Source organism: Methanobacterium sp., from assembly GCF_038562635.1.
Classification (GTDB): Archaea; Methanobacteriota; Methanobacteria; order Methanobacteriales; family Methanobacteriaceae; genus Methanobacterium_D.
In genome coordinates this window covers 1299427-1319625 of record NZ_JBCFBO010000001.1, presented here as the reverse complement: position 1 = coordinate 1319625, position 20199 = coordinate 1299427, and the positions used below count along the sequence as shown (strand labels likewise).

18 protein-coding genes are annotated in these 20199 nt (G+C 34.5%); 15 read left to right on the top strand and 3 right to left on the bottom strand.

Features of this window, described 5'->3' with window-relative positions; all coding sequences use genetic code 11:
• The first annotated feature begins 12 nt into the window (after nt 1-12).
• The 7 genes from cofD to hemA all read left to right on the top strand — a co-directional run bounded on the left by cofD (nt 13) and on the right by hemA (nt 6718).
• Complete coding sequence (cofD, locus tag AAGU07_RS06555) at nt 13-918, top strand: 2-phospho-L-lactate transferase (protein ID WP_342458328.1); 906 nt, start codon at nt 13-15, stop codon at nt 916-918.
• On the top strand, nt 915-1673 hold the full coding sequence (locus tag AAGU07_RS06550; RefSeq protein ID WP_069582740.1) for a GTP cyclohydrolase III: 759 nt from the start codon (nt 915-917) through the stop codon (nt 1671-1673). Before cofD ends, AAGU07_RS06550 begins: the two co-directional genes overlap by 4 nt.
• Nucleotides 1674-1754: 81 nt before the next feature.
• Nucleotides 1755-2465, top strand: a complete 711-nt coding sequence (locus AAGU07_RS06545; protein WP_342458327.1) for an MJ0144 family RNA dihydrouridine synthase-like protein — start codon at nt 1755-1757, stop codon at nt 2463-2465.
• 78 nt (nt 2466-2543) lie between these two features.
• Complete coding sequence (gene atwA, locus AAGU07_RS06540; RefSeq protein ID WP_342458326.1) at nt 2544-4139, top strand: methyl coenzyme M reductase system, component A2; 1596 nt, start codon at nt 2544-2546, stop codon at nt 4137-4139.
• A 94-nt stretch (nt 4140-4233) separates the two neighbouring features.
• Nucleotides 4234-4713: a methanogenesis marker 9 domain-containing protein gene (locus AAGU07_RS06535; protein WP_342458325.1), complete on the top strand. Its 480-nt coding sequence runs from the start codon at nt 4234-4236 to the stop codon at nt 4711-4713.
• Between the two features lie 58 nt (nt 4714-4771).
• On the top strand, nt 4772-5386 hold the full coding sequence (locus AAGU07_RS06530; RefSeq protein WP_342458324.1) for a bifunctional precorrin-2 dehydrogenase/sirohydrochlorin ferrochelatase: 615 nt from the start codon (nt 4772-4774) through the stop codon (nt 5384-5386).
• Between the two features lie 69 nt (nt 5387-5455).
• On the top strand, nt 5456-6718 hold the full coding sequence (hemA, locus tag AAGU07_RS06525) for a glutamyl-tRNA reductase (protein ID WP_342458323.1): 1263 nt from the start codon (nt 5456-5458) through the stop codon (nt 6716-6718).
• A 62-nt stretch (nt 6719-6780) separates the two neighbouring features.
• Here hemA and AAGU07_RS06520 read toward each other — a convergent pair whose 3' ends face one another.
• Complete coding sequence (locus AAGU07_RS06520) at nt 6781-7440, bottom strand: zinc dependent phospholipase C family protein (protein ID WP_342458322.1); 660 nt, start codon at nt 7438-7440, stop codon at nt 6781-6783.
• A gap of 179 nt (nt 7441-7619) precedes the next feature.
• On the opposite strand from AAGU07_RS06520, the gene AAGU07_RS06515 reads away from it, so the two are divergent.
• From AAGU07_RS06515 to AAGU07_RS06480, 8 genes are all read left to right on the top strand, one after another.
• Nucleotides 7620-8960 carry a GMC family oxidoreductase N-terminal domain-containing protein gene (locus AAGU07_RS06515; RefSeq protein ID WP_342458321.1) on the top strand — a complete coding sequence of 447 codons (1341 nt, stop codon included), beginning with the start codon at nt 7620-7622 and terminating at the stop codon, nt 8958-8960.
• A gap of 52 nt (nt 8961-9012) precedes the next feature.
• On the top strand, nt 9013-10029 hold the full coding sequence (locus tag AAGU07_RS06510) for a ThiF family adenylyltransferase (RefSeq protein WP_342458320.1): 1017 nt from the start codon (nt 9013-9015) through the stop codon (nt 10027-10029).
• A gap of 335 nt (nt 10030-10364) precedes the next feature.
• Nucleotides 10365-10970, top strand: a complete 606-nt coding sequence (gene hdrC / locus AAGU07_RS06505) for a ferredoxin:CoB-CoM heterodisulfide reductase subunit HdrC (RefSeq protein ID WP_342458319.1) — start codon at nt 10365-10367, stop codon at nt 10968-10970.
• Nucleotides 10971-11071: 101 nt separating this feature from the next.
• Nucleotides 11072-12019, top strand: a complete 948-nt coding sequence (gene hdrB, locus AAGU07_RS06500; RefSeq protein WP_342459353.1) for a ferredoxin:CoB-CoM heterodisulfide reductase subunit HdrB — start codon at nt 11072-11074, stop codon at nt 12017-12019.
• A 10-nt stretch (nt 12020-12029) separates the two neighbouring features.
• A complete protein-coding gene (gene hdrA, locus AAGU07_RS06495; RefSeq protein ID WP_342458318.1) occupies nt 12030-14405 on the top strand; it encodes a ferredoxin:CoB-CoM heterodisulfide reductase subunit HdrA in 2376 nt (791 codons plus the stop codon).
• 138 nt (nt 14406-14543) lie between these two features.
• Nucleotides 14544-14873, top strand: coding sequence for a hypothetical protein (locus AAGU07_RS06490; RefSeq protein ID WP_342458317.1), 330 nt, complete (start codon nt 14544-14546; stop codon nt 14871-14873).
• A gap of 282 nt (nt 14874-15155) precedes the next feature.
• Nucleotides 15156-15485, top strand: coding sequence for a hypothetical protein (locus AAGU07_RS06485; RefSeq protein WP_342458316.1), 330 nt, complete (start codon nt 15156-15158; stop codon nt 15483-15485).
• A 32-nt stretch (nt 15486-15517) separates the two neighbouring features.
• Nucleotides 15518-15832, top strand: coding sequence for a hypothetical protein (locus AAGU07_RS06480; RefSeq protein ID WP_342458315.1), 315 nt, complete (start codon nt 15518-15520; stop codon nt 15830-15832).
• Between the two features lie 29 nt (nt 15833-15861).
• On the opposite strand, the gene AAGU07_RS06475 is transcribed toward AAGU07_RS06480, so the two are convergent.
• Both AAGU07_RS06475 and AAGU07_RS06470 read right to left on the bottom strand, forming a co-directional pair.
• Nucleotides 15862-17094: an ATP-binding protein gene (locus AAGU07_RS06475; RefSeq protein WP_342458314.1), complete on the bottom strand. Its 1233-nt coding sequence runs from the start codon at nt 17092-17094 to the stop codon at nt 15862-15864.
• A 144-nt stretch (nt 17095-17238) separates the two neighbouring features.
• Nucleotides 17239-20175, bottom strand: a complete 2937-nt coding sequence (locus AAGU07_RS06470; protein ID WP_342458313.1) for a chemotaxis protein CheB — start codon at nt 20173-20175, stop codon at nt 17239-17241.
• Nucleotides 20176-20199 lie beyond the last annotated feature (24 nt).

The window sequence follows — 20199 nt, the reverse complement described above, 5'->3', positions numbered from 1 at the left end:
AAGACGAGTCCTATGATAACAATACTTTCTGGAGGAACTGGAACTCCAAAATTAATCCAGGGAATAACCAAAACAGCTGATCCTGAGGATATCAACATAATTGTAAACACAGTAGAAAATACATATATATCAGGAAACTATATAGCACCAGATATAGATACTGTGATGTATACTCTCGCAGGAATTATAAATGAAAATACATGGTATGGTGTTGACAAAGATACATTTATAACCCATGAAACTTTAAAAGAAATAGGATATAATGAGATTTTAAGGATTGGGGATAAAGATCGCGCCATTAAGATTCAAAAAACCATGTTGATGGAGAAATATCCTCTTTCTAAAGTTGTAGATATTCAAAGAAAAAAATTAGGCGTTAAGTCAAAGATCATTCCAATGAGTGATGAACAATCAAATATCAGGATTATAACAGATGAAGGTGAAATGAGCTTTCACGAATTTCTGGTTGGAAAAAAGGCACAACCTGAAGTGGAAGATATAGTATATGCAGATGTTAAACCTTCAGATGATGTAATAAGTACTATTGAAGATTCAGATATGGTCGTAATAGGGCCATCTAATCCGATAACATCCATAGGGCCAATAATCTCAATGAATGGAGTTAAAGAAGCTCTTAAAAACTCTTATGTTGTTGCAGTATCTCCGATAATAGGAGGAAATCCTGTAAGCGGTCCCGCAGCGAAGTTTATGAATGCAATGGGCCATGAGGTATCTTGTGAAGGTGTTGCAACAATTTATAAAGAATTTATGGACAAGTTTATCATAGATGTTGAGGACACAGAATCTGAGAAAAAAATAGAAAAACTAATATCAAAGGTCGTTATAACAAACACAAACATGAAGACCATCAATGATAAAGTGAGGTTAGCCAGAATTATTTTGGGTGAAATTTTATGATACAGATGACTTTAATTCAAATTGATAATTATGGCCCGTGGACAGTCACTCCTGCTCCAAGGGCTGAAGCAGATCTTCAAATCCTGCAATCAGAGCTTTATGCTGATCTTCAAAGACAATTTGCAGCTAAAGGTGGGCTTGTTTTCTTCACACGTTTTGATAACATGCTTGCAATTACTAACAATGTAGATATGGATGACCATAGAAGAATCCAGAAATCAATAGGTAATAGATACCCAATAACTGTGAGTATGGGTGTTGCAGCAGCTGAAACGCCCTATGAGGCTCAAAGAGATGCTACAGCAGTTCTTCAAAATTACGGTGGGGCACAATCTGAAGAACGAAAGGAAGTTCTGGCTATAGATGGTCTTGTAAATAAAGAGGACAGCTTCGTTCAAATTGCCCATATAGATATAAATGGAATTACAGATTCTTTAACTGATATAATTCCAGCTTATGATACTTCTTTTATTGTAAATAGAGTTCAACACTTTTTAATGAAAAAATTAATCGAGAAAGGTTCACTCGTCTTCTTTATAGGTGGAGATAATTTTATGTCTCCATGTAATGGGCTCAGTCCTGAAGGACTCCTAAAAATAGTAGAAGAGATCGAAGACGAAACCAACATAGCACTTAAAGCAGGTATTGGAAAAGCTCCTACTGCTGAAAAAGCTGCTAATCTGGCAGATCTAGCTCTTGAAGAGATAAGGGGTGGAGTTACCTATGATCTTGTTCATGTAATGAACAAAAAATAGCTGATTAATTATTCCATTTACATTTTTTTACTTTAATTTAATAATTTTTTTACAGGTGATTTTATTGAAGTTTTAGCGCCAATGGCAGGAATAACCGATGGGAATTTTTGCCTGAAAATGGCTCCTTATGGTTTTGACATGGTAACACTTGGTGGCTATAACTTAGATAAGCCGACTATAAATGCAGGATGCAGTATTATTAAACGAGGAAGGCATGAGTTCAACCTAAATGAAGAAAATGTAATACATTCCATTAAAAAAGAAGCAGATATAATCAAAAATTCCTGGAACGGAATTGTATCTGTCAATCTACGCTCAGTTTCATTTGAACCTATCGTTGAAGTATCGAAATTACCTGAAATTGATGTCGTGGAAATAAATGCACACTGCAGGCAGCCTGAAATAACGGATATTGGCTGTGGACAGGCACTTCTTTATGATACTCATAAATTATACAATTTTACAAAAAATGTGGTAAAAAAAGCTGAAAGTAAAGTATCGGTTAAGATTAGAGCAAATGTCCCGAATGTAAATGATGTTGAAGTTTCAAAAGCTGTTGAAAAAGCTGGCGCTGACTATCTGCACGTAGATGCCATGAAACATGGATACAACCATGCAGATTACAATATTATAAAAACTATTAAAGAAAACACTGAAATATTTTTAATAGGCAATAATTCTATCCATGATCTTAAATCTGCACGAGATATGCTTTCTGCAGGTGCAGACGGGATATCAATAGCAAGAGTTACATTAAAAGGAAGCGTTCCTTTTGATTTATCTAAGATATAAAATATTAAATTTTAATTAGTATATTTACGATCAAATATATAACATATTTACTGCAAACTTATATCCAAAGGTGATTGCATGTCTTTTATAGAATTAGAAAACGTCACAAAAACATTTGGTGGCGTGGAAATTTTAAAAAATTTGAATATAACTATAAATGAAGGCAGCGTATTGGGAATTTTAGGTAGAAGCGGCGCTGGAAAATCAGTACTCATTAACATGCTTCGTGGAATGAAGGAATATAAGCCTGATAATGGTAAGATTATCTTTAATATTGCATTTTGCCCTAAATGTTATCGGGCTGATCCTCCATCAAAAGTGGGACAAAAATGTTCCTGCGGAGGGGAATTTGAAGCAGAACGTGTTGATCTGTGGGATACTGATAGAAAAATATATGCTGCAGTTAGGAAAAGAATTTCCATAATGTTACAGAGGACATTTGCCCTCTATGAAGATGATACTGTAATTGATAATGTTTTAAAATCTATTAGTGGTCATGATGAGGAAGAAAGCACTTATATGGCTATAGATCTCCTTGAAGTGACGCAGATGACCCACAGGATAACTCATATTGCAAGGGATCTAAGTGGTGGAGAAAAACAGAGGGTAGTACTTGCAAGACAAATAGCAAAGGAACCTATGATATTTCTTGCAGACGAACCTACAGGTACACTCGATCCGAAAACAGCTGAACTTATACACCAGGCTTTACTGGAAGGTGTAAAAGAGAAGGGTACTACAATGATTATAACTTCGCACTGGCCCGAGGTTATGAGAAAACTTTCTGATTATGTAATATGGCTTGAGCGGGGAGAAATAATAGATGAAGGTAACCCTGAAGAAGTTGTAGCCAGATTTTTAAAACAGGTCCCACTTCCTGAAAAGAAAGCGGAATTCGAAACTGGCGGTCCAATTATTGAAATGGAAAATGTCAAAAAACATTATTACTCCATTGAAAGGGGAGTAATTAAGGCTGTAGACGGCATAACTTTGACTATTGGAGAAGGAGAAATCTTTGGTATTGTTGGTTTAAGTGGGGCAGGTAAAACAACTCTTTCAAGAATACTTTACGGGTTAACAGAGCCGAGTTCAGGTAACATATCTGCAAAACTTGGGGATAACTGGATCGACATGACTCAATCTGGCCCGCTTGGAAGGGGAAGAATAAAACCTTATTTGGGTATTCTTCACCAAGAATACAGTCTTTACCCTCATAGAACTGTTTTAGGGAATTTAACAGAGGCTATAAGTTTAGAATTACCTGCAGAATTTGCAAAAATGAAAGCAGTATACACGCTTAAAGTAGTCGGATTTGATGAAGAATATGCTGCAAACTTATTAAATAAATATCCTGATGAATTAAGCGGCGGGGAACGCCACAGGGTTGCTTTGGCGCAAGTTTTAATAAAAGAACCTAATATAATTATTCTTGATGAACCTACTGGAACTATGGACCCAATAACTAGAGTTCAAGTTACAGATTCTATAATAAAGGCGAGAGATGAATTAAGTCAGACTTTTGTTATAATATCACACGATATGGACTTTGTGCTCGATGTCTGTGATAGGGCTGCTCTTATGAGGGGTGGGAAAATCCTCAAAATAGGAGATCCAAAGGATATAGTGGAAGATTTGACTCCAACTGAAAAGAAAGAAATGCTTACTGAAGAATAAATTCAATATTTTTTTTCAGATTTAAATTAGTTTTATTACTGAAAATTAGATTTTCAGTTAAATTTAATAGATTTATAATTAATGGAGGAATATAATGGTATGGGAAGATTCACCATCACACGTATGTAGGGGAGGGGACAAAAGGGCGTTGGCATTTTGTTGTCCGCCAGTTAAGCCTTGCCCAATTATATATGCACTTGAAGATGCAAATCTCAGTTCTCAAGATTATATAGCAAAAAAAGAAGAATTTGGTAAAAAAACAAAATTAGGTCAAGGAGAAGGCACATGTTTTGGTTCTCTTGTCTGGTGCTGTAAACCATCTAAACCATGCCCTTTAAGGGATATGGTAATGAGAAGGATAAACATGAGCTCTGATGAATACATGGAACTTAAAAAACAGTTATCTGAAGAGCTTGTAGGCGTATCTGAATCATCACAGGAAGAAGTAAAGGCACTTGCTGATGCTTTTGATATTCCAGAAGAAGAAGCAAATACCGTTCTTAAAGAATGTGGAAACGATTTAAGGATGGCTGCAAAGATTTTAAAGATGAAAAGTCTAGAATCAGGCAAATAATATGAAACTTTAAATATATTTTATTTTTTTACTTTCATTGGAATTTAAAAGTGATATAATGGGCTGGACACCTCTTTTCCTGCAGATGGAAAACAAAAATGTTTTAATTATTGGTGCAGGGGAAGTTGGGGCTCGGAGAGCCCGTAGATTTATTGAAGCAGGGGCTAATGTCACTGTAATAAATGAAGAAGTTCCAAATGATCTTGTTGATCTTGGAGCTGCTTTCAAACCATTAGATGAAGTTGAAAAATGGGTAGAATGGTCAGATCTCGTGGTAATAGCCACTGGAGATCACAAATTAAATGAGCGCGTGGCAGAATTAGCCAAAGGGAAACTTTTAAATAGGGCTGATTATCCTGATGATGGTAATTTAATTGTTCCTTCTACTTTTTTTATAGGTGACGTGCAATTTTCGATATTTACAAGTGGAAAGAGCCCTCTTATGGCAAAAGAGTTAAGAAAAAGAATACAAAAAGTGATACTGGAGGAAGATATTTTGCAGTTGGAACTCCAGAATTTCACAAGAAATATTTTAAAAGAAAATATGAATGATCAAAAAAAACGTAGGGATTATTTATATAAAATTTTAAATGATAAAAACATACAGGAATATTTAAGGCAGGGAAATTTAGAGGATGCTAAAAAATATATAAAACAGCAGTTAGTGAATTAATACCGCCATTTACAAAATCCCTTGATTTTCAGTGGTTTTAATGATTTAAATATTATTCGGGGGCGTAAAATGATTCTAAATATCAGAATCGACCATAATACAGCAGATATATGTACAATGGAAAAGTCGACTTTCCAGATGGAGGAAATCTTTGCAAAAATCAAGGAAGAATACTCGGTATATGAGTACCTCCAGATGAAAACATGTAACCGTGCTGAGCTTTATTTAGTTTTAAATGATTGTTATGTTGATAATATTGATTTCCTTGATTTTGTAGTTGAAACTGATGATGATGCATTAAATCACCTTTTAAGACTCTCTTGTGGATTAGAATCTATGATAATAGGTGAAGATCAAATATTGGGGCAGATAAAAGACGCGAGAAAAAAGCATCTTAAAGAGGGCTATGCTGGGGATCTTTTGAATACGGTGTTTACAAAGGCTATCCATGTTGGCCAAGTAGTTCGAAAAAAAACCAATATCAACAAAGGATCCATTTCAATAGGTTCTGCAGCAGTAGAGCTTGCAGAATCAGTGCACGGGGATTTGAAATGTAAAAAAGTCCTTGTAATTGGAGCTGGAAAGATGGGAACGCTCGTTGCAAAAGCACTGGTTCAAAAACATCTTAAAGCCATAGTCGTGGCAAATAGGACCCATGACCGTGCAGTAGACCTTGCAAAAGAGCTTGGAGGGTATGCAATCCATTTTGATAGGCTTGACGAGGCTATGAGTGATGCAGATGTTATAATAAGCGCTACTGGAGCACCTCACCCTATTTTAACATGTGAAAAAATAAAAAATGCGGTTTCACCAGAGAAGCTGGAGAATCTTGTGATAGTAGATATTGCAAATCCGAGAGACGTAGAGGAAGATGTTAAAAAACTTGGGGTTAAATTGTTTAATATAGATGATTTAAGAGGAATAGCTGATAAAAATAGAAAGTTAAGGGAATCTGAAGCTAAAGATGCTGAAAAAATAATTTCAGAAGAACTTTTACTTCTTAAAAAATCTTTAAAACGCCTTGAAGTTGAATCTCTTATTTCTGATATAAGGAGAAATGCAGAAAAGATAAGGTCTCATGAAACTGAAAAAGCATTTAAAATGCTTGGAGATATTGACGGCAAGGAAAAAATAGTGGAAGACCTTACTCAGGTGGTAGTGGATAAAATTTTCTGTGATATCATAAGAAATATCAAAAATGCCGCTGAAAATGATGACAAGGAATTAATTGAGAGTGCAAAAAATATTTTTAAGACCATAGAAAAGCCTAAAAAGCATGATAGTTTGCCAAGTCAAAGTTTATGTGCAATTAGAACGAAAAATGATGCATAAACTAGTTAATTCAGTTAATATCTTTATTTAAAATTTGATAAATCATAAATGTTGATTTCAAGTTAACCAATTAAGTAGATGTATATTAATTCTAAATTGTTAGTTGTCTGGAAATTATTTTTTTGAATAGGGTATGCATCATTTATGGAACTGTATACTGCATTGTAAGATGCACCTGTAGCATGATCTAAATCATTCTGGATCAAAGAATCATTTTTGCTTTTAATCCACATGTTCCAGCTTTTTGTCCCGTTTAGATCACCATTGTACATGGTTGATTTTAAATCTCCATTAATTTGAATCATTTTAGGCTTTAGAAAACTTCCTTTTACCTCGTAAATGCTGTGCTGAAGCCCACCCACACCTGCAGCATGAGGCGCTGAAAAGCTGTCTGTAATGTAATGGGATGCTACACCGTAACAGTAACTTGCATAATAGAAATCGCCTTTTTTATAGTAGAACTTCCCTTTGTTTAGCCAGTAAATAGCTTTTCCATAACTATTTGGATAACTATGATATTTAAAGTCAAAAAATACAAAATCAGGAGCCGTAGATCCTTTTTTCATCAGGTTTAAGTTTAAATTTTGCTGCATATCTTCAGGTAATAAATGGTAATTACTTTCTACTATTTCTTCATGTGTGTTCCAGTCCCACGCCGAAACAGCAGAAATGTTTATTGATACTGCAACTAAAAAAATAGTGAGTATTATAGCTTTATTCATGATTTCACGGTATTTACTATGTTTTAAGTGGGTTCATTCTGTAGAGGTTATAAGTTATAATTTTAAAGAACTTTAATTTAATGTTTTTTGATTTTAAACTTTTTGAACAAAAAATATAAATAACAATTGTTATATAACAATTGTAATAAATATTTTTAAAATTATTTTGGATGAATTTTATGACTTTTGAAGTGATAGTAATAGGAACTGGCGCTGGAGGTGCCACAGTAGCGAGAGAAATCTCGAAAAAAGATTGTAAAATCTTAATTTTGGAGAAAGGGAAGCGCCATAAAACGGGTACATCAATAAATTATCTTAAAAATATCCCTCTGGACTTAAAAGCGGATTTATCTGATGAGGGTGTTGATAAATATGATTTTCTAGAATTTCCTGCAGAATTAATGTATCTGGAAGATGTGGGAGGTACAACTCCTGTTTCCCTTGCAAACGCGTGCTATACGTGTAGTACATGTTACTCTAATTCTGCAACGAAACAATTTAAAATTCATGACCTTGATCTCTTCAAGGAGCTTATAGATGCAGGTGCAGATTTAAAAGTTAGCCCATTTCCAGCTAATTTAATGGGGCCTGCAACACGTAAAATAGTGGATGCTGGAGAAAGTCTCGGCTATTTCATGGAGCCTATGCCTAAATTCATTGATTTTTCTAAGTGTGGCAGATGTGGGCTGTGTATCCGTGGATGTAAAAAAGGTGCAAAATGGGATTCTACTCACTTTGTAAACGAAGCTATAGATAATGGAGCAACACTCATCTCAGATTTTACAGTTACAAAAATCACCCATGAAAATGGAAAGGTTACGGGAGTTGAAGGTCTATTTGGAGATCAAACAAAAATATTTGGAGCAAAAAAAGTTATAATCGCTGCAGGAGCTTTAAATACTCCAATTATTTTAAAAAATTCAGGTATTAAAGAAAATGTGGGTGAAGGATTATTCTGCGATCTTTTTATAACCGTTGGTGGATTTTTAAAGGATGCAAAACTCAACAAAGAAATTCCAATGGGAACTAAAGCTGAATTTGGCCCATATTTTTTATCTCCACACTTTTCTACCCAAATTGTCTCTCTTTTAGAAAATAAAGGATTTAATGCAAATCCGGAGGATATAATGGGTATAATGGTTAAAATAGCTGATGAAGCCAATGGAAAGATTAATTCTGATAGATCCGTTGAAAAACCGCTCACTGAAAGAGATATTGGACTTTTAAAAGAAGGATATGAAAAAAGTGTTGAAATACTCGTTAAAGCGGGTGTAGACCTTTCATCCATAGTTTCAACTCCAATAAGAGGAGCACATCCTGGTGGAACTGCTGCAGTTGGTAAAGTGGTTGATAAAAACCTTGAAACTAAAATTAAAGGACTTTTCATTGCAGATACGAGTGTGATTCCACAGGCCCCAGGCAGGCCTCCAATACTCACAGTAACAGCACTTGCTAAACGACTGGCTCAAATCATTGGAGAAAGAATAGAAATTGAAAATATAGATCAATTAACAGTTTAATTTACGTTTTATTAATTTTAACATGATAATAGCTAGACTTGGTGAAAATAACATGGAAAATAGATACTCACGGCAGGAAATATTACAGAACATTGGAGAAGAAGGTCAGAAAAAACTTAAAGAGAGCAGTGTTCTGATAGTTGGATGTGGGGCCCTTGGAACAGCAGCTGCAAATAACCTTGCACGTGCGGGAATTGGTAAACTATCTATTTTAGATAGGGATTTTGTTGAATTAAACAATTTACAAAGGCAGATGCTGTTTGATGAAACTGATGTTGGAGAGCCAAAGGCGGTTGCTGCAACCAGAAAACTCAAACTTATTAATTCTTCAATTGAAGTTGAACCTATTGTAAAAGATTTAAACCACACCAATGTGGAAGAAATCATAAAAAATGTTGATCTGGTCCTTGATGGGACGGATAATATCCTGACAAGAATGCTCATAAACGACGTGTGTGTTATGGAAGGAATTCCGTGGATATACACTGGTGCAATTGGAACATCTGGAATGACTATGAACATCTTACCAGGTGCTGCATGTATCAGATGTCTTTACCCTCATATCCCAAAACCAGGATCACTCCCAACATGTGACACAATGGGAGTATTAAACACAATAACTGTGATTATGGGTTCAATGGCAAGTACAGAAGCTATAAAGATACTTCTTGGGGAAGCAAAGCCTGAAAATGAACATGATGGTCGTCTTATGGTTTATGATGCATGGGATCATTCTCTGGATGAAATAGTGGTCCGGAAAAATGATGAATGCCCTTGCTGTTCCCTTGAAGAATATGAATACCTGAATTCCGAAGATAGGGAGATAATTACTTCTCTTTGTGGACGAAATGCTATTCAAATAACTCCTGCAGATCCAAAAGATATGGATTTAAATGAGATTGCATCCAACCTGGAACATTTGGGTCGTATTAAATGTGCTCCTTTTATCCTGCTCTTTAATACAGAAAAATATGAAATATCTGTATTTAGGGATGGAAGGGCCATAATTAAAGGAACTAATGATCCTAATATTGCAAGATCTGTTTATGCGAGGTATATAGGTACTTAGTACCTTTAAATTAATATTTAGGGATGTATTTGATTTAATGCTGTTTTATTTCCTTTTTTTTCAAGTTTTAAGGATATAATTATCAGAATATAGTTAGTACATTTTTATAACGATAAAGTATATTATACTATTTGAACAATTATTATACATAAACAATCATGATACACAAAAATTAAGTAGTGGTTATACTGAATAATCATGGTATAATTAAAAAATGATAAATTGAACTTAAAAATGTCAAATTTGAGTATATATAACTTGAAGTACAAGTATAAATACTATAACAGATTATTTTTAAAACTGACACTTTATTCGATATATGGGGTATAATACATATGAATACTCTAAAAATAGGCGAAAACAGCTTTGAATTAGCAGAAGATATTATTAATGACTTAAAAGCACCAAAAGATCTTGGAATCCTTAAATGTATCCAGTGTGGGATGTGCACATCTGTATGCCCTGCGGCAAGACACACTGACTACGATCCAAGGGAACTAGTTAAAAGGGTGCTTGATAAAGATGAAACTTTAATTACAGATGATATAATCTGGAATTGTTTTTACTGTTACACATGCCAGAGCGTATGCCCGGTAAACAACAGCCCATCTGTGGTAAATCAAGTTTTAAGGCAAAGAGCAATTGATAATGGAAATGGAAAGCCGAAAGTAGCTCCTTTTTCAGCATATGGTGAGAGTTTCATGGAATTTGGGCTGGGAGCAATTCCTTCCAATTTTTTCGATGACCTTATAAAGGACTTTGGAAAAGAGTGGCTTGAACTAAAAATTAATCTTGAAGATATAAGGGAAGATTTAAACCTGGGCCCTATGTTCCTGCCTGAAAAAGATGTAAAAGACATCAACAAGATTTTAGAAAAAACAGGATTCAAAAACAGGTTAAATGAACTAAGGCGGTGTAGAGATGAAAAAGATACCAGATAAAGAGATTTTACTTAAAACCTGCCTTGAAAACATTGACTTTCATAATTTTAAATTATTTAGTTTGTCAAATATAGATGAACTAAAATCAAGGTGGTGTTAACATAAAAAAAATACCAGATAAAGAGATTTTACTCTTTAAAAGCTGCCTTGTAAATGTCGAATATCCTGGCGTAGAGTCATCTACAAAATATTTATTTGATAAACTTGGAATCGAGTACATCATCAGTGATAGACAGTCCTGTTGTACAGGTTTAGGGCATTACGCGGATTTATTTGACCAATTTTCCACCACTGCACTTGCAGCAAGAAACTTTGGAATTGCAAGGGAAGAAGGCCATAAAAATATAGCAACACTCTGTGCAACATGCTATGCAATACTTAAGAAATCATGCAATATCTTAAATGAGAATGATGAAGTTAGAGGTCAGATAAATAAGATTTTAGATGATTCCGGATGCCATGATTTAACTTATAATGCGGATGATATGGACTCAAGAGGCAATATTTTCCATTCAGTTGAAATTTTGTATAATAAAGCAGATGAAATTAAAGACCTTGTAGAGATAGATCTATCTGGACTTAAAGTGGCATCTCACCACGCATGCCATTACTGCAAAGTCCATCAGAAGGATACTATTGGAAATGAAAGAGACCCCATGGTTATAGAAACACTTGCAAAAGCATGCGGTGTGGAAACCGTTGACTGGTACGACCGTAAAACAACAACATGCGGCAACGGTTTCAGGCAGCGTTATATGAACCGAGATTTATCCCTTTCTGTAACTGAGGAGAAACTGGACAGTTTAAAGGAAAATGGCGTTGATATTCTGCTCCATATGTGCCCTAACTGCCAGATGCAGTTTGATAGAAACCAGGGGACCATTGGAAAATCGTCGGGAACTGAATTTGGTATTGTATGCCTTAATATTTCCCAGTTCGTAGCACTTGCACTTGGGGCTGACCCTTATAAAGTAGTGGGTGTTCAAACACATACAGTTCCTGTAGATAAAGTTTTAGAAAAGATAAAACAGACTAACCTCTGTCAATGAGGTGGATAACATGAACAATTACAACTTCTCAAGATATGCTCCCAAAAGCAGCATTGACATCGGTGTTTTCTTATGCAGGTGCGGGGGCAACATTTCAGATACTGTAGACATCGAAAAGCTTGCTTCTTCAGTTGATGCTAAAGTAGTTAAAGATTTTGAAAATCTCTGCTCAATGAAATGTCAGAAAAACATCAGAGATATTATACTGGAAGAAGGGTTGGACAGGGTAGTAATTGCAGCCTGTTCGCCAATTACTCACGAAAAAACATTTAGAAATCATATAGCCCCATTAAATCCATATCTTTTAGAGATAGCAAATATCAGGGAGCACTGTTCATGGGTACACTCTGATAAAAACAAGGCAACTGAAAAAGCAATATCACTTACAAATGCCGCTGTTGAAAGGGTTCAGTACGCTAGACCCCTTGACGCTATAGTCCGAAAAACCAAAAAAAGCGCTGCTGTAATTGGTGGGGGAATATCTGGAATAACCGCTGCACTTTCACTTGCAAACCAGGGTGTTAAAGTACATATAATTGAGGATAAGCCTACTGTTGGGGGAAACATGATAAAGATCGGTAAAGTATTCTCCCCAGAAAAGCTTGCAGAAGAATGTTCTTTATGTCTTTTTAACCCGCTGATAAATGAAGCTGTACAACACAGCAATATCAATATCATGACTAATTCAGAGATTAAATCATCTGAAAGGAAAGCAGGAAACTTCAACCTGCTCATTGAAAGAAAACCAGGTCATGTTAATGAAGATAAATGTACTGCATGCGGAAACTGTGCAGATATATGTCCTGTTGAGGTTCCTAATGAATGGAACGAGAATTTAATGACAAGGAAAGCTATATACAAGCCTTTCCCACAATCAGTTCCGGATATTTATACAATAGACGATGACAATTGTATTAAATGTGGTAAATGTGAGAAAGTCTGTAAAATGAACGCTATTGACATTAATATGAAAGGGGAAATTATACCTCTAAATGTAGGTTCTATAATCATAGCAACAGGGCACAAAGGATTTGACCTTAAAAAACGTCCAGAATATGGATATGAAAGATATGATGATGTAATAAGTCAGATGGAACTTGCAAGGATAATGGGAGTAAATGGACCAACAGACGGTAAACTCCTCCGGCCTTCAAATGGTAAAATCCCAAGAAGGGTGGTAATGGTTCAGTGTGCAGGTTCAAGGGATGAAAAGCCTGAAGGAAAACGTTACTGCTCAAAGGTATGCTGTATGGTGTCATTGAAGCATGCAAGCTTTATAAAACATTATTATCCAGATACTGAAATAGTCATCTGTTATACGGACATGAGAACTCCTGGAATGTATGAAAATTACTTCAGACACGTGCAGTCCAAGGGAATTAAACTGATAAGGGGAAGACCTGGAGATATAACCAAAAAAGGTGAAAATATAATTGTCCGCTTAGAAGATACTCTCCTTCGAGAACCGTTAGAAATAGAAACAGATATGGTTGTATTATCTGAAGCAATGGAACCATCAGAAGGAACTTTAAAGGTTGCAGAAACACTGAATGTAGGACTTACAGAGGACATGTTTGTAAAAGAGAAGCATTCAAAAATTAAACCTGTAGCTACCGATATAGAAGGAATATATGTTTGTGGAACTGCACAGGGACCAAAAGATATTACTGAAAGTGTTTCTCAAGCAAACGCAGCAGCTTCTAAAGTTTCAGAAATGATAAACGGTGGGCTGGAAATAGAACCAACAATTGCTGTAGTTGACGGCAGGCAGTGTGAGATGTGCGGGGAATGTGTGGCAGCCTGTAAATATAAAGCTGTTTACATACACAATGAACGTATCTCTGTTGATCCTGTTGCCTGTAACGGCTGCGGTATATGTGTTTCCAAGTGTGAAAACAATGCAATTGACGTAATGGGCCAAACAGATGCCCAAATCTTTGCAATGATTGAAGGTATGCTGAAGGATAAAAAAGAAGGTGAAAGGAGAATTCTGGCGTTTGTTGACTATATTGGTTACGTGGCTGCGGATAATATAGGGATAAATAGGATATCGTATCCTGAATCTGTCAGGATCATAAGGGTTCCATCAATAAACCGGTTGATGCCAAAGCATATCTTATTTGCATTTGAAAATGGTGCAGACGGTATATTTTTAGGTGAATATCCTGATGAGGTAATGTACTCTTCTATCCAGGATAAAGTCAATGAATTTAGATCAGCCCTCATAAAAAACAGTATAGATACCGACAGGTTGATGTACTATAAGGTTTACGCACCTTACTTCAGAGGCCTGGCCAATAAACTCACTGAGTTTGATAAGCAGGTGGGTAAAGCTCTTGATAAGCTTGAAGCGGTCTTATATAAAGCTTCATATAAAGATTTGTAGAAATGAAAAGTTCTCTCAAATTTATAATTTGGGAGAACTCAATAATTTAATGCTCTTTTTTTCAAAAATTAACTGCAAATGAGATGTTTTAATGATGTTAATAAATTATTTATATTTACTACTACAAAATTATATCACATGAAAAATGATGATACTAATAAAGAAGAAGAAAAATACCTGCAAACAAAAGAGAGTATTATCAATAGTATTTATGACCAAAAAGAAATTGAAAAGGAGTATTTAAGGACAGTAGGTAGTTTATTAGATTATTGGATAAGGGAATTAAGGTCAGTTGATACTCAAAACAAAAAAAGACATAACCAACTATTGAAAGTGATTCATAGGGAAAGATCTAACATTAAAAAAATGGGAGAAGATATCAATAAAACTAACATAATGATCGATAGAACAGAGCAGAGTTTAGAGAGAATCCGTCAAATGATCAATTCATTTAGAAAGGAACGTTAATAAGAGGATAAATAATTGAAATGACTATTTCAATGTCTAAAATTAAGAAAGCTGTTAAAAAAGTTTACCCAATTAATATTTTCGCTCTTAAGTTTGTATATTTTCCACTTGGAACTAAGGGTAAAGAATAATTCTGCAAAAGTACTTATGCTTTTTGAGGGACCAGGAAAAAGAATACCACTTGGTTTTAGGGCATAATAATATAGATACTATTTTATTTTGCGTGTTTTTATAGTTTGTATTTAATAAATTTTTTATAAATTGTAATATAAATCATAGTACATGAAAAATGAATGTCCTAGTAAAGAAGAAAAAAAATATCTGCAGACAAAAAAAAGTATCATAAACAATCTTTATGAACAGAGGGAAACCGAAATAAAATATTTAGACACGATAAAAACATTACTGGCCTATTGGAAGAGTGAATTAAGGCCAGCTGACGTTCAAAGTAAAGAAAGGCATGCTGAACTTTTAAGGCTGATTGATGTAGAAGAATCTACAATTAATAAAATTTGGAACGATATAAGTAGAATCAATGAAATGATTGATAAAACCGAAAAAAATCTAGAAAAAATCCGTGAAATGGTTACTTCGCTTAGAAAAGAATGTTAATCGTTAACATTAGCGGTTCAAAGTGATTTTTTATGTCTGGGAAAGGAAATGAACCTACAAAAAATTTAGAAAGGTTAAACCCGGAATTAACCATCATGGAACAGTTGAATACAGATAAATTTGTCAAAAAATTGAGAGAACGAAAAAAAGAGTACCAAGAATTTTTAAGTCAAATAGATAACTTTATAGAATACGCTGAGGATCAAGCTAAAAATAATAATAGTGATGAATTAAGGCTTAAATATTGGGATGCAGTTAATGAAGAAAAATCTTTACGGGATAAAATACAGGAACATCTGGAGAGAAATAATGACTTAATTGAATCGATAAAGAATTCTAAATTTTAGTTATAAAAAATTTAGTTAGTTCTTAAATATCATTGAGAATGTATTGGTAATGTAAAATAAAAAGTAGATCCTTTTCCTAATTCTGATTCAACCCAAATGTGCCCTCCGTGGCGTTCTACAATTTTTCTTGCAACTGCAAGCCCAATTCCAGTTCCTTGATATTCCTCCATTGTGTGAAGTCTCTGGAATATCGTAAAAATTCGATCTTGATATTTTGGATCTATTCCAATGCCATTATCTGAAATACTGAAAACATATTCCTTGGTTTTTTCATTTTTTTCTACTGAAATATGAATTTTAGGAGGTTCATCTGGTTTTTTAAATTTAATGGAATTAGTTATAATGTTTTGAAATAATCGGGCAATTTGCCTGGAATCAGCATATATTTCTGGTAAATGATTATAGGTAATTTCGGCATCATTTTCCTTAATGAGCACACTTAAACTGGAAATAATCTGTTTAATGGTTTTTTCAAGGTTTATTTTTTCAAAATTACTTCCTTTAGTCATTACCCTTGAAAATTCCAGCAAATCTTCGATCTGCTGTTTCATTCTAATTGAAGCATCTACAATATAACCAATAAATTCATCAGCGTCACTGTCAAGTTTGCCATCATAACGCCTCGCTAAAAGTTGTGTAAAGCTTGCAATGGTTCTTAAAGGCTCCTGTAAATCATGAGATGCCACATATGCAAATTGCTGCAGTTCGTCATTAGAACGTTTTAATTCATCTTCTAACTTTTTTCGGCCAGTAATATCAACAACTGCTATTTTAAAAATAGTTTCTGGGTTAAACTGAGGCATCATCTCAACATGGGCATAAAAAACAATTCCATTCTTCTGGATTAGCCCGAGATCAAATACCTGTTTCTCACCGGTTTTTATAGCTTGTTTAAGATGATCCAGAAACGTTTTTGAGTAGTCTGGAGTTATATACCATCTAAATAATGTTTTAATCAGATAATTTTTATCAAAACCTAATAATTCTGCTCCAGTACTATTTAACTCGGTGACTGCACTGGTTGCATCAAGTGTAAAATATCCAACGGGTGCAGAATTGTAAAGGTCATAATATTTCTCGTGTAATTTTTCTAATTCTTTTCGAGACTCTCTAAGCTCTTCATTTTGCATTTCCAGTTCAACTTGATGTACTTGAAGTTCATGAATCAGAGCATCGACATCTTTTTGGATATTTCCCAATTTTTCTGTTTTTTCACGCAGCCTTTCTTCAGCAATGGAACGCATTTCTTCTTTATTATCCATTATTACAAGCTCTCCTTTTTCCCCCCCCCCAAATTTAGGGAATTTTTGTAAATCATTGAAAATTTAATATTCAATGATTTACTATGGAGTAATATTAATTTATAGTTTTAATGCGAATAATGGCCGTTATTTATCTTAATGTTTTTAATTAGTGGTTATATCTTCAATTGCAAGAAGGATTAATCCTTTTTCTATGGTTTTACCACCTAATCGCTTTTCTTGAAGTTTTCTACCATTTAAAAGCATCTTTTTATGCCCTATTTCTGGAAAATCATGCTCAACTACAAAATTTTCAAATTTATGGTTTTTAGGGAGTATTTCCTCTAATAATTCTCGCAGTGGTGGAATATCCCATTGATTATTTCCAAGCTTGTATAACAATTCTCCTTCAGTTAATTCTTTTTCAACTCTAAATTTATCGTAAAATGATTTATTTGCAGATATAACCTTAAATTCATCGTCTAAGATTATAAGAGGCTCACGAACAGTATCTACAATGCTTTTTACATATTCCAGTTCACTTGCAAGTTTCTGCACTTCTTTTTGTTCACTGATATCTGTGAAAGTAATTACAGCCCCGTCAATGATATTTCCTAAAGTTTTATAGGGTATTATGCGTGCAAGATACCATTTATCGTCTGCTGTACGAACTTCTTTTTCCTTGAAAATAACTCGGTCCATCACTTCTTTAATGTCTTTAATCAGGTCCTTATATTCAACATTGGATACAATGTCTTTTAGCGGTCTTCCTACGTCTGAAGGTATGAGATTGATTAATTTTGTTGTTTCCTTTGTAAAGCGCTTTATTTTAATATCTTTATCCACAAATATGGTAGAAATTTCAATGCTGTTTAAGAGGTTGTTCATATCATCGTTAACTTCAGAAAGCTGGTCAACTTTGTTTTGAAGCTCTGTGTTTACAGTCAGCAGTTCTTCATTTAAAGACTGCAGTTCTTCTTTAGATGTTTCTAATTCTTCATTGGTACTCTGCAGCTCTTCATTCATGGATTGTAATTCTTCATTTGCAGATTTAAGCTCTTCATTTGAAGTTTCAAGTTCTTCTATGGTTGTATGGAGCCTTTCTTTTGTAACTCTTAACTCTTCTTCAAGTTCTTTAATACGTATATCCTTTTTAGGGGTAGTTTCAGGAAGTTTTTCTTTTTCATTTTCTGAAAGTTGTGTGTCTATAAATGTAACCATTAACAGGTTTTCCATTATTTTTGGTTTATCAATGGGTCTTACTACTAGGTCGATTGATTGGTAATCTCCATTAGTTTTAACATTCAGGCTTTTATATTTTACTTCTTTATTTTTTAAAACTGCTTCATTTATTGCAGAATTCAATTCAAATTTGAGTCCTTCTCTTGCCATATCTCCAATACTGAGATTTGGTACACCTGCAGCAGGTTCTAAGTACTTTCCAACTCTTCCATGGATGAAAACAGTTCTTCCCTCATTATTGATTATTACTGTGGGGGGAGCATATTTTTCAATCAGCAGCTTTTCAACGTTTTTGCCAATATTTGCGTCTGTTTTTCCAATTATTTCTAAATCTTCAGTGGTCGTGTAATCCTGCGGTAATTTAGCATAAGGGAATCTAACGAAGTCTCCGGAGGGAATATTTTCTGTCTTTTTAGATTTATAGATCTTCCATTTATTGTCTAGAGTAGTAAATGATTCCACAAAATTACTTATACTTTCTGATGGGCCAAGAAACAGGATACCTCCCGGTCTCAGAGCATAATTAAACGCAGATAACATTTTCTTCTGTGCATCTTTATTCATGTAAATTAAAACATTTCTGCAGGATATAACATCGAGTTTACTGAATGGCGGATTGATAAGAACATCGTGGGGGGCAAATATTGCCATTTCTCTTATATTTTTTTTAACTTTATAATTCTCGCCTTTTTTGCTAAAAAATTTGTTTAAACGCTCAGGATCAATCTCTGAGACAATTGTACTAGGATAAGTCGCACTTCGAGCAATATCAATGGCATTGTCGTCTATATCTGTACCGAAAAGCTGAATTTCCAGGTGTTTCCCAGATTCATCCAGGTACTCCTGAATACTCATGGCAATAGAATAAACTTCTTCTCCTGTAGAACAACCCGGAATCCACACACGAACTCCATCTCCGTCCAACTTTTTATCAAGTACTTCTGATATTAATTTATTTTTAAAGGATTCAAAAGCTTTAGGATCCCTAAAGAAGCTTGTAACATTGATTAAAAGCTCTTTAAATAATGTATTGATTTCTTTAGGGTTCTGCTGGATGTATTTAAGATAATCAGATACATTATCCATCTGATAAACATTCATTCTCCTTGCAATCCGTCTATTTATAGTACTCTCTTTATAAAGAGAAAAATCATGTCCTGTCCTGTTTCTAATTAAAATAAGAATTTTTTGAAGTGAATTGGTGGCTTCTTTGTCTGTTCCAATTATTCTTTGAGGGGGATTCTTGCCCAATTGGTTTATATAAGAAATTAAATCTTCTGGTATCTTTTCCGGCGGCGCAATATAGTCTACAAGATCTGTATTTATTGCACTGGAGGGCATGCTTCCAGATACTGCCGAATCCGGGTCTTGAGCTATTAACATCCCGCCCATACTTTTAATGGACCTTATACCAATAGTGCCGTCTGAGCCAAATCCTGAAAGAACAATACCAATTGAACATTCTTCCATATCCTCTGCCAATGATTGAAAGAAAAAATCAATGGGTTTTCTTAAGCCATGGGGTTCTTTAGGATCAGCAAGATGTAATACTCCCTTTATAATCCCTACATTTTTATTGGGGGGAATGACATACAGTTTATTTGGTTCAACTGCCATTCCATCTTCTATTTCAAAAACTTCCATGTCTGTATATCTTCTAAGTAGTTCTGTCATAGAACTTTTATGGGATGGATCTAAATGCTGGATCAGGACAAATCCTGCTCCAGAATCAGAGGGCATATTATTGAACATTTTTCCTAAAGCTTCCAGCCCTCCAGCAGATGAGCCAATACCCACTATTGGAATTTTTTTTATCTTTTTAGGATTGTTTTTAAACGCTTTTTCGCTTTGATCTGTCATTTTATGCTTCCAAAATTTTCAATT

Bases quoted from the DNA above. Each gene is read 5' to 3' on its own strand.
- AAGU07_RS06530 (WP_342458324.1), top strand. From the start codon at position 4,772: ATGGGCTGGACACCTCTTTTCCTGCAGATGGAAAACAAAAATGTTTTA.
- AAGU07_RS06550 (WP_069582740.1), top strand. From the start codon at position 915: ATGATACAGATGACTTTAATTCAAATTGATAATTATGGCCCGTGGACA.
- AAGU07_RS06480 (WP_342458315.1), top strand. From the start codon at position 15,518: ATGTCTGGGAAAGGAAATGAACCTACAAAAAATTTAGAAAGGTTAAAC.
- AAGU07_RS06515 (WP_342458321.1), top strand. From the start codon at position 7,620: ATGACTTTTGAAGTGATAGTAATAGGAACTGGCGCTGGAGGTGCCACA.
- AAGU07_RS06535 (WP_342458325.1), top strand. From the start codon at position 4,234: ATGGTATGGGAAGATTCACCATCACACGTATGTAGGGGAGGGGACAAA.
- AAGU07_RS06510 (WP_342458320.1), top strand. From the start codon at position 9,013: ATGGAAAATAGATACTCACGGCAGGAAATATTACAGAACATTGGAGAA.
- hdrC (WP_342458319.1), top strand. From the start codon at position 10,365: ATGAATACTCTAAAAATAGGCGAAAACAGCTTTGAATTAGCAGAAGAT.
- atwA (WP_342458326.1), top strand. From the start codon at position 2,544: ATGTCTTTTATAGAATTAGAAAACGTCACAAAAACATTTGGTGGCGTG.
- AAGU07_RS06475 (WP_342458314.1), bottom strand. From the start codon at position 17,094: ATGGATAATAAAGAAGAAATGCGTTCCATTGCTGAAGAAAGGCTGCGT.
- hdrA (WP_342458318.1), top strand. From the start codon at position 12,030: ATGAACAATTACAACTTCTCAAGATATGCTCCCAAAAGCAGCATTGAC.
- cofD (WP_342458328.1), top strand. From the start codon at position 13: ATGATAACAATACTTTCTGGAGGAACTGGAACTCCAAAATTAATCCAG.
- AAGU07_RS06485 (WP_342458316.1), top strand. From the start codon at position 15,156: ATGAAAAATGAATGTCCTAGTAAAGAAGAAAAAAAATATCTGCAGACA.
- AAGU07_RS06470 (WP_342458313.1), bottom strand. From the start codon at position 20,175: ATGACAGATCAAAGCGAAAAAGCGTTTAAAAACAATCCTAAAAAGATA.
- AAGU07_RS06545 (WP_342458327.1), top strand. From the start codon at position 1,755: ATGGCAGGAATAACCGATGGGAATTTTTGCCTGAAAATGGCTCCTTAT.
- AAGU07_RS06520 (WP_342458322.1), bottom strand. From the start codon at position 7,440: ATGAATAAAGCTATAATACTCACTATTTTTTTAGTTGCAGTATCAATA.
- hemA (WP_342458323.1), top strand. From the start codon at position 5,456: ATGATTCTAAATATCAGAATCGACCATAATACAGCAGATATATGTACA.
- AAGU07_RS06490 (WP_342458317.1), top strand. From the start codon at position 14,544: ATGAAAAATGATGATACTAATAAAGAAGAAGAAAAATACCTGCAAACA.